Annotated in this window: 8 protein-coding genes; 5 read left to right on the top strand and 3 right to left on the bottom strand. The window is 45.0% G+C overall.

All coding sequences use genetic code 11. The features are described 5' to 3' along the window. Positions 1 to 174: 174 nt before the first annotated feature. Both QUA33_RS16345 and QUA33_RS16340 read left to right on the top strand, forming a co-directional pair. Positions 175 to 846 (top strand): SOS response-associated peptidase, encoded by a 672-nt coding sequence (locus tag QUA33_RS16345; protein WP_333149523.1) that lies wholly within the window; start codon positions 175 to 177, stop codon positions 844 to 846. Positions 847 to 996: 150 nt separating this feature from the next. Continuing rightward, positions 997 to 1,383 (top strand): VOC family protein, encoded by a 387-nt coding sequence (locus QUA33_RS16340; protein ID WP_333100118.1) that lies wholly within the window; start codon positions 997 to 999, stop codon positions 1,381 to 1,383. Between the two features lie 113 nt (positions 1,384 to 1,496). Here the strand turns inward: QUA33_RS16340 and QUA33_RS16335 are convergent, their stop codons facing one another. After that, on the bottom strand, positions 1,497 to 2,114 hold the full coding sequence (locus tag QUA33_RS16335; RefSeq protein ID WP_333100119.1) for a CP12 domain-containing protein: 618 nt from the start codon (positions 2,112 to 2,114) through the stop codon (positions 1,497 to 1,499). 493 nt (positions 2,115 to 2,607) lie between these two features. On the opposite strand from QUA33_RS16335, the gene glpX reads away from it, so the two are divergent. The 3 genes from glpX (at position 2,608) to QUA33_RS16320 (ending at position 8,325) form a co-directional block, all read left to right on the top strand. Then, positions 2,608 to 3,645, top strand: a complete 1,038-nt coding sequence (gene glpX / locus QUA33_RS16330; protein WP_333065996.1) for a class II fructose-bisphosphatase — start codon at positions 2,608 to 2,610, stop codon at positions 3,643 to 3,645. 145 nt (positions 3,646 to 3,790) lie between these two features. After that, on the top strand, positions 3,791 to 5,083 hold the full coding sequence (locus tag QUA33_RS16325) for a glutamyl-tRNA reductase (protein WP_333074356.1): 1,293 nt from the start codon (positions 3,791 to 3,793) through the stop codon (positions 5,081 to 5,083). 224 nt (positions 5,084 to 5,307) lie between these two features. Then, positions 5,308 to 8,325: a UPF0182 family protein gene (locus QUA33_RS16320; RefSeq protein ID WP_333149522.1), complete on the top strand. Its 3,018-nt coding sequence runs from the start codon at positions 5,308 to 5,310 to the stop codon at positions 8,323 to 8,325. A 129-nt stretch (positions 8,326 to 8,454) separates the two neighbouring features. Here the strand turns inward: QUA33_RS16320 and QUA33_RS16315 are convergent, their stop codons facing one another. After that, positions 8,455 to 9,123, bottom strand: a complete 669-nt coding sequence (locus tag QUA33_RS16315) for a hypothetical protein (protein ID WP_333149520.1) — start codon at positions 9,121 to 9,123, stop codon at positions 8,455 to 8,457. A gap of 250 nt (positions 9,124 to 9,373) precedes the next feature. Further along, positions 9,374 to 10,324 (bottom strand): PIN domain-containing protein, encoded by a 951-nt coding sequence (locus QUA33_RS16310; protein ID WP_333149518.1) that lies wholly within the window; start codon positions 10,322 to 10,324, stop codon positions 9,374 to 9,376. Positions 10,325 to 10,421: the final 97 nt, after the last annotated feature.

The raw sequence follows: 10,421 nt of genomic DNA, 5'->3' as shown, positions 1-10,421 counted from the left end.
TGATTGTCGGTATGATCGAATCAATGACGTGGCGATCGGCTAGCTCACTCTTTTAAGATACAAGGGGCGGGTTTTACAAACCATCTTTGCCTAACACTAATAATCTCGAAAACCCGCCCCGCCCAATGTTAAATCGCAATCTACCTTTTTGTTTTTTAATACCAATTATAAATTATGTGTGGACGATACACTTTAACTACTTCAGGTCAAATCATCGCCGAATTCTTCAAACTGTCGGAAGTTCCCGATATCAAACTGCGATACAATATCGCCCCCACTCAATCAGTTGCCACAGTAACAGTTGAAAAAGAAAAAATGCAGCGACAGTTTCAATTTATGCGGTGGGGTTTGATTCCCAGTTGGGCAAAAGACATGAAAATAGGTAGCAAGATGATTAACGCGCGATCGGAAACTGTAGCCGAAAAACCTGCTTTTCGCAGCGCCATCAAGCACAGGCGATGTTTGATAGTCGCTGACGGTTTCTACGAATGGCAACAGCAGGGAAAGAACAAACAGCCTTACTATTTTCAAAAGGCAGACGGCGAACCTTTTGCTTTTGCCGGTTTGTGGGAAAATTGGGAATCTCCAGAAAAAGAAAACATTGTATCTTGCAGTATAATTACTACCGCTGCTAACGAAACAGTGCAGCCGATGCACGATAGAATGCCAGTGATTCTCCCCGACAGCGATTGGGAACAGTGGCTAGATCCTGCTGTTAAAAATGCTCAGGAAGTTTTGCCCCTGTTAAAGCCGTATGCTTCGGAAGCTATGAAAGCAAAAGCCGTAAGTGCGATCGTCAATAGTCCAACTAGAGACAGTCCCGAATGTATTAGCGATCGGCAATAAATCATTGCAGCGGACAAAACCGAGATAGTTTGAGTTATGATGTAAAATGATGTTTGAGTTGTAGCTTGGGTTTTCTAAATCGCAGTTTAACTCAGTTGTTATTTGCTCAAACATTTTTTAAATCTTAACATCAGTTAGAAGACAAAAAATATGATCGGATATGTTACACTGGGTACCAACGATATTGAAAGTGCAGCAAAGTTTTATGATGCTTTGCTTGCTGAAATTGGCGCTCGAAGATTCATGGAATTCGACGGATTTATCGCATGGAGCGTTTCTCCCGCTCGACCAGCACTTGCTATTACAAAACCCTTTGATGGTAACACAGCAACTGTTGGCAATGGAGTAATGATAGCTCTTCAAGTTGACAGTCCAGAAAAAGTCAACTTAGTTTATAACAAAGCGATCGAACTTGGGGCTAAGGATGAAGGGGCGGCGGGGCCAAGAGGCGTGTTGCCGGGGTTTTATGCGGGATATTTTCGCGATCTTGACGGGAATAAGCTGAACGTGTTTTGTATGACTGAGCCAAACACTTAAGATTTTTATTTTTCGTGAGGCTCTCAGAAAAAAAGCTCTTTCCGATAGTTAGCTATTAGTTATCAATCCATAAATAAGAGTTGATAACTAATAACTAATGACTAAGGACTAAACTAACTGTCGTACATCCGCGCTTCAGCCGCCTCGGGATTTTCCTCGCAATACTCGTCAAAAGCCGTTTTCTCAAGCTTCATCGATCGCTGGTGAGAAGCCTCAGCCTGCATTTCCTCTACAATATCCCACGCTACCGCGCACTCTCTAGAAGTAGCGCCTTTCTCGGCACAGATAGTTCTGGCATCTGCGATCGCCTGTTCGATTTGTTCCTCAAATAAAATACTCTTCGGCTTCTCCAGAAAATCGCTTTTTGTCAAGATATCCGTGACCGAAATAATGCCCACTAGCTCGTCCTTAATCACCGGTGCCCGACGGATGCGGGTATTCGCGAACAACCTAGCCACGTATTCCACGCCCAAGTCAGGATTCACCGTAATGCAAGGTTTGGTCATAATCTCGAAGACGCGGACTTTTTTCGGGTCTACTCCGTAGGCTGCTACTTTATAGACAATATCCGTTTCTGTCACAATGCCGTAAGAATCTTGTTCGTGGCGGCGTTCCACAATCAACGCGCGCAAACACAGATCGTTCATCATCGCCACTGCTTCAGCTACAGTTGCTGAACCGCGAATGGTAACAACTTCTGTGGTCATAATATCTTGGGCTTTCATCATCATTTTTTATTGCTTCCTGCTTATAAAGTCTAGTGCGTCCCGATTGGCGGCTGTCCATGTGATTCGTCATCATTAGGACTTACCCTCAGAAACCCGATTTGTACCAAAATATTGGGTTTAGTAACGATAAATCCGGTTAGCAACCGGGTTTCTGAGAAATCGTGCGATCGCAAACTAATCATAAAACCTTTAACGGCATTCGGGATGACAAGTTGCCTGAAATAACCGCTCGCTGCCCCGGAACCTCTGGAGTCCGGGATTTAGGGCTAATAAGACGGGGCTAGCGTGCGATCCTCCAAGCAAGAGTGAAGTATTGGGGCGATCGATCTTTGAGCTTGTTGGGATCGGATTTTCCAGCCCCAGTCTCAAAGAAGCAAAAGTTAACACAAACTAAGCAAGTGCTTGCGCTCGCAGAGATCCCCGCCTCTGATAAACTTGATGGCTGGGAGTGCAAAAGAGCACAAGGCACGCATCAGCAGTTGGGAGGATCTAGTTCGTGGACAATGTAATCGGTTTAGAGATTATCGAAGTAGTTGAGCAGGCAGCCATCGCCTCCGCTCGCTTGATGGGCAAAGGCGAGAAAGATGAAGCCGACAGAGTGGCTGTAGAAGCCATGCGGGAGCGCATGAACAAAATTCATATGCGCGGCCGCATCGTGATCGGCGAAGGCGAGCGCGATGACGCACCAATGCTTTACATCGGCGAACAAGTAGGTATTTGTACCCGCGAAGATGCCAAAGATGTCTGCAACATAGATGAATTGATCGAGATTGACATCGCTGTTGACCCCTGCGAAGGTACTAACCTGGTCGCTTACGGTCAAAACGGTTCGATGGCAGTTTTGGCAATCTCTGAAAAAGGTGGTTTGTTTGCGGCACCGGATTTCTACATGAACAAATTGGCTGCTCCTGCGGCTGCTAAGAATCATGTAGATATTCGCAAAACGCCGACTCAAAACCTCAAAATTATCTCTGATTGTCTCGGCCGCAGTATTGAAGATTTGGTGGTGGTGGTCATGGATCGCCCCCGACACAAAGATTTAATTAATGAAATTCGGCAAGCGGGTGCAAGAGTTCGGCTGATCAGCGACGGCGACGTTTCGGCAGCGATTTCTTGCGCGTTTTCTGGTTCCAACATCCACGCACTTATGGGTATTGGCGCTGCACCCGAAGGTGTGATTTCCGCTGCAGCAATGCGCTGCTTGGGCGGTCACTTCCAAGGGCAGTTAATTTACGATCCGGCAGTTGTAAAAACTGGTTTGATCGGTGAAAGCAAAGAGAGCAATATCGCTCGACTTAAAGAGATGGGCATCACAGACCCAGACAAGATTTACAATGCTGAAGAGTTGGCATCGGGAGAAACAGTTCTGTTTGCAGCTTGCGGGATTACTCCCGGAACGCTGATGGATGGAGTTCGCTTCTTTGGCGGTGGCGCTCGCACTGAAAGTTTGGTAATTTCTTCTCAGTCGAAAACTGCTCGGTTTGTGGATACAATCCATATGTTTGACCAGCCGAAATCTTTGCAATTGAATTAGTGATTAGTTAGTGGTTAACAGTTAAATGTTAACAATTAACAGTTAACGGTTAACAGTCACCGATGATTAGCAATTAGCGATAAACTAAGAACTAATAACAGGTGACTGTTAACAACTAAGAAAGAAATAGTGACAAATCACAGATATGAATATTGCAGTCGTAGGTCTCAGCCACAAAACAGCGCCGGTAGAAGTTCGCGAAAAACTAAGCATTCCAGAACAGAAAGTTGAAGCGGCGATCGCCCAATTGCGCGGCTACCCGCACATTCAAGAGGTTGCCATCCTCAGCACTTGCAACCGCTTAGAGATTTATATTGTTACCAGCGAGTCGGAGCCGGGTGTACGAGAGGTTATTCAGTTCCTTTCAGAATGCAGTAAAGTTCCTTTGCAGTCTTTGCGTCCTCACCTGTTTATTTTGCTGCACGAAGATGCGGTGATGCACTTGATGCGAGTGGCTTCTGGTCTCGACAGTTTGGTGCTCGGTGAAGGACAAATTTTGGCTCAGGTGAAACAAACTCACAAACTAGCCCAGCAGTACAAAGGTGTAGGCAGAATTTTAGAGCGCTTGTTCAAGCAAGCTCTTACAGCAGGGAAGCGAGTTCGCACGGAAACTAGCATCGGTACCGGTGCAGTTTCGATTAGTTCGGCAGCTGCAGAATTGGCTCAAATGAAGGGTCAGCATTTAGCAAGCAGCAAAATTGCAATTATTGGTGCTGGCAAAATGTCGCGGCTTTTGGTACAGCATTTGCTCTCAAAAGGAGCTAGCCATATTTCGATCGTTAACCGCTCTGTGCGTGGCGCCCTGGAGTTGGCCGGTCAGTTTAAAGATGCTGAATTGCACCTGTATCAGCTCTCGGAAATGATGCAGATAATTGCCAGTTCTGACTTGGTTTTTACCAGTACGGCAGCTACCGAGCCACTGTTAAATAAAGCTAAATTGGAATCGGTTTTAGACCCGAATCGCCCTTTGATGTTGGTGGATATTTCTGTGCCGCGCAACATTGACTCGGATGCGAATGAACTCGCTAATGTGCGATCGTTTAATGTGGACGACTTGAAAGCAGTGGTAGCTCAAAATCACGAAAGCCGCCGCAAAATGGCAATGGAAGCTCAGGGCTTGCTGGAACAGGAAGTAGAGGCTTTCGATCTCTGGTGGCGCAGTCTGGAAACAGTTCCTACTATTAGCTGTTTGCGGGATAAGATAGAATTGATTCGGGAACAAGAGTTAGAAAAAGCTTTATCGCGTCTGGGTTCGGAATTTTCGGAGAAACATCAAGATGTGATTGAATCTTTAACAAGGGGGATTGTGAATAAGATTTTGCACGATCCGATGGTACAGTTGCGCGCTCAGCAGGATATTGAGGCGCGGCGGCAAGCGATGCAAACTTTGCAAACACTGTTTAATTTGGATGTGGATGTCAATCAGCAGTACAGCTAGTTTGTCATTAGTCATCGGTCATTAGTCATTAGTTCAGTTGACAGGAAAGCAGTTAGCCGTTGACTGGAAAGCAGAAGTCATATTATGTCCGGTCAATTACCATGAATAAAAATGCCTCCAACCCTTGTGGCAAAAGCATCATTCGGGAGGGTAAATTGCTCGAACCTGATATCAGTTATCATTCAACCAATAACTAATGACTAATAACTAATGACTAATAACTAATGACTAATAGGCGAATTTATCAAATAATCCTACTGATTGCGGGGCTATGGCTGGTTTTTGAATTGGCATCCCGCATGGCTGCAGAAATTCTGTGGTTTCAGGAAGTTGGATATCTTCAGGTTTTTTTGTTAAAGCTGAAAACTCAAGGGTTGCTGGGGACGATCGCAATTGCTGTTTCTTCTGTCTTTTTGCTCGGAAATTTGGCTTTAGCCAGCCGCCTGCAACATCCCGCAGCAGAAATGAAATCGCCGGTTGGGGGGGCGCTATTCGCTTCACTGAAGGCGAACAACACCGGGAAGAATACCGGGAAGAATTACAAATTACCTCTTGCTAAATCCCAAATTACTTTTTCCTGGCTGCTGTTGACGGTATTCGGATTGAGTTCGATCGCAACTTTGACAGTAATTCACTGCGGGCTGTTAGCTGGAAACAGCCTCACCTATTTCGGTATAGCTGACAATTTGCCTGCACCGCCCGTGCAGTTGGGAATTGAGTCAATCCAGCATGGGGCGGTGCAGCTATTTTCTCACTGGTGGCAGTTGGGCTTGCTGCTTGGGACAATGTTAGCTGTGGCAATTAAGCCTGATTTTTTGCTGCGGGCGATCGCCCTTTTTCTCAGTTTAGCGATCGGGCTTATTTTCGCCAGTCGCTGGACAAATGTTTTGCAATATTTTCACCCTATTAATTTTAACACAACCGACCCTCTTTTTAATCAAAATATTAGCTTTTATGTATTTATTTTGCCAATCTTAGATTTGCTAGGATTCGGGCTGACAGTTGTATTTTTGTACAGTTTAGTATCTTGTGCTTTAACATATTTGCTGTCGGGAAATAGCCTGAGTCAAGGGATATTTTTGGGGTTTTCTCGATCGCAGCAGCGGCACTTGTACGGGTTGGGTGCAGCTTTAATGCTAGCTGTCGCATTCCGCTACTGGCTGGGGCGCTACGCATTGCTCTATGCGCGGGGAGACGTTAGTTACGGGGCGAATTATGCTGACGTGACTGTGCGGCTGCCCTGTTATGAATTTTTGAGTATTTTAGCGGGGGCGATCGCACTTTTGATGCTGTGCCAGGTTTACCCATTCAAAATAAAAAATGAACTCATAAAAAAGATTATTTTAGGGTGGCTAACTTTAAGTTTTTTGGTAACTTGGCTGCTGCCCGCAATTGTGCAGCAACTCCTAGTTAAACCCAACGAATTAGCACGAGAAAAGCCCTACATCCAGCGCAGCATTGCCTTCAGTCAAGAAGCGTTTGACCTCAAAAAAATCGAAATAAAAACATTCGACCCCGCCGGCCAACTCACTTATGCCGACTTAGAAAAAAATAAACTTACTATTAGCAACATCCGGTTGTGGGACAAGCTGCCGTTGCTGCAAACCAATAGACAGTTACAGCAAATCAGACCCTATTATACCTTCCCTGATGCCGATATCGAGCGCTACACAATCAAAAATGAAAAAGCAAAAAAGGGAGATTCTGAAAGCCAACAAGTGTTTTTGGCAGCGCGGGAATTAGATTACACAGCAGTTGCCCCCGAAGCTCAAACTTGGGTGAACAAGCACCTGGTTTACACTCACGGTTACGGGTTTACTCTTTCTCCGGTAAATACAGTCGGTGTCGGCGGTTTACCAGATTATTTTGTCAAAGATATTGGAGTTGCAGCCCACAAAGGAAAGACTGCTTTGGAAGTAACTAGCGATCAAATTCGGGCCAGTATTCCGATCGGCTACCCGCGAATTTACTACGGCGAAATCACCGATACAGACGCCATGACGCCCACAAAAGTCAAAGAGTTTGATTATCCTAGCGGCGAAGAAAATGTTTACAATACTTACAACGGTAGGGGCGGAATTGCGATCGGTTCTATGTGGCGGCGCTGGCTGTTTGCTAATTATCTTAAAAATTGGCAAATGGCACTGACGCGCAATTTTACGCCAGAAACTAAATTGCTGTACCGTCGCAATATTAATAAAAGAGTCCGGGCGATCGCTCCTTTTTTGCGCTACGATTCCGACCCGTATTTAGTAGTAGCAAACGCCAATCTTAGCAATGATGATATAGAAAAAGAAAGAGATGAAAAGGGCAACGAGATTAAACCTTCACCCTCAGCTACTGATAAATCCCCCAACTATCTTTACTGGATTATCGATGCCTATACAGCGAGCGATCGCTATCCGTATTCCGATCCGGGCAGTCATGAATTTAACTACATCCGTAACTCCGTCAAAGTAGTGATTGATGCCTACAACGGGTCTGTTGACTTCTACGTTGCCTATCCCTCCGATCCGATTATTAACAGTTGGATTGCTATCTTTCCCGGACTCTTCAAACCCCTTGACAAAATGCCTCCCGCTCTCCGAAAACATATCCGATATCCAGTAGATTTGTTAAGCATTCAATCAGAACGCTTGCTAACTTATCATATGGAAGACCCGCAAGTATTTTACAATCGAGAGGATTTGTGGCGAGTTCCCAATGAAATTTATGGCAGCGAACAGCAGCCCGTAGCACCGTATTATTTGATTACAAAACTGCCAACGGAAACAGCAGAAGAATTTATTTTGCTCCTCCCATTTACACCAGTAAGTCGCAATAATTTAATTGCTTGGATTGCAGGGCGATCGGATGGTAGCGAGTACGGAAAATTGCTGTTGTATTTATTTCCCAAACAGCGATTGGTTTACGGTCCGGAACAAATAGAAGCTTTAATTAACCAAGATCCCATTATTTCCGAACAAATATCTCTCTGGAATCGCCAGGGTTCCAAAGCACTTCAAGGAAACTTATTAGTAATTCCCATAGAACAATCTTTACTGTATGTGGAACCTCTTTATTTAGAAGCCGAACGCAATAGTTTGCCAACTTTAATTAGAGTTATTGCTGCCTACGAAAACCGCATCGTCATGGCAGAAAATCTTGAATTGGCACTCAAGGCACTTTTTCAGCAACAATCTACTAATAAACCAGTCATTATTCGACCTCTAGAAGGAACAGCACCAGCGTTAAATAAATGATATCAATTCGGGTTGCACTCATCATGATTGTTGAATATTGACTGTTGACTCTGGGCTGAAAAACTGAATGGTTGAGTGTTAAGTATTGACTCGATTTTATTATTCCGATGCCAGCGGAAACGAGATAAATTACTGCGATTTCTGTTCGCTAGCAGCCTTAATATCCTGCCACCACACATCGACATAGGGCCACGTCAATCTCTCGTCTCTTCCAGAATCTAGTTTCACTGTCACCTCATAACGGTTAATATGCGTGAGTTCGCCTGTTTTGCCATTCAAATACAATTGTTTGGGATTGTCGGTGATAATTTCTACCCTTTGATTTAACAGCGGTAGCATCTGGGTAGAAGAACCCTGAAAGGGGTTTTTGCCTTTGAGCAGATAGCCGCCAATCAAAGAAAAGTACATTGAAGCTAGGAAAAAAGCTGTACATAAACCCACAATTACCAGTGTTTTTTGTTGTGAAAAACTGGTATAAACGCCCGTATATCCTACGATCATAGTTCCAAAAAACAACAAATTTGGCAGGTACAGCCCATCTTCCAGAAACACGCTACCAAAAAGCATCAGGGCTACCTGAAAACCAAATAATGCAGCCACCCAACTCCAGCCAGTTAACAACGATGCAGATAGTAGCCAATTCATTGCAATAGTAAGGGCGATCGCCATTGCTATTGCCCCAAGTGGTGCTGCATAATCGTAGTGTCTGAAGGGAAGAAGTACAAAAAATACTAAAGCATAAGCAAAACCCGCCAAAGCCAGTGCTAATCCACTAATTATTTCGTTCCAGTTCAGCATGGCGATGGATTTTTGGAGCGGTAAAGTGAAGCGTTCATCTTCTGTTGTTATAAGCCGTTGAAAATTCCCAGCGGACTAAGGCCAGAAATTCTAACCCTAGGGGACGCCACAAGAACCTTACCGCTATATTTAGGGGAGGGAAGCGATTTGTGAACCAAGCGTGCTATCCCAGTTTCCCAAGGTGCAAGATTAACGATGACCGCAAGCACAACTTAGCCGGATCAGAAGGTGATATTTTCAGAAAAGCAGATTATTTAGGGTCGATCGACTTAACAAATTGTTGCACAGGCTGCGGTAGAGCCGGCACAAAAGTCTTTCTAAAACCCCTAACATCGAACACTCGCCACAAAATACCTACCGCTACCGTTAAGAAAAATAACGCTCCCAAAAAATTGAACACAGTAGACAGAAAACCGCTGTTCCTTTTTTTCGGAGGTGTAATATGTTTTATGCGATATACAGCCGGCTCGTAATCTCTCGACTCCTCGCGATTGCGCCGCGGCGTTTTGGGTCGCGAACTCGCACTGCGCTTCTCAGTCAAACCCGTTTTATGAGTTTTAGTAAAACTGCTGGCCGACTTCAATTCAGAAGCGCCACGGGTTCCCGTTAACTTGCTAACAGAAGCCCCCGTTTGACCAACAGCAGCATCCTGAATTCTGCTGTTAGGGCGCTGAGTCGATTTGCGTTCGGCGAGGGTACGCATCAAACTTTGCAATTGCTGAGTCGCCGCCGGCGGGCGTTCTCCTTTCCTCGCCCAATTTAACAGCATCGCCCCGGTAATCCCGCAGAGATTCGTAGCGCCTACAGAAGCCAGCCGCTTCAGCAGAGGCTGGCTGTTGGACACAAAAATCACCAATGCCTCCGGGTGTTCGGTCGCCAAACCGTAAACGCACTGAGCCGTCGCCACTACCAGCATTGCTGGCTTGCTTTGATTTTTGATCGAAGGTTCGAGAGCTCGGTGTGTTTCCTGAGCGTCAGTTGCAATCCAGCCACTGTCGGCAAAAAATCGCATAAACTCTCTAGCTACTTGCTCTTGCTCTTTTTCCACCGCTTGCCCGGTCAGACGATCTATTTCGTCGTACACTACTTCCGGGATATAGCAAGTTCCCACCTTGGCATATTCTTGCCACACTTGGGTTCTGCCAGTCATTAAAACATCTGCATCAAAAGTTACCAATACAGGAGGAAGTTGATTAGCCATGACTTTATCCTATAGGCTTAGATAAGTTATTTAAACTTAATCGATCAAGTTTAAACAAATTTTGGGTTATAAAAAAATCAACTTTTGGTAGTAGATA

The organism is Microcoleus sp. Pol14D4 (assembly GCF_036701245.1).
In the GTDB taxonomy this organism is placed as follows: Bacteria; Cyanobacteriota; Cyanobacteriia; order Cyanobacteriales; family Microcoleaceae; genus Microcoleus.
This window is presented reverse-complemented; position numbering and strand designations above follow the sequence as displayed.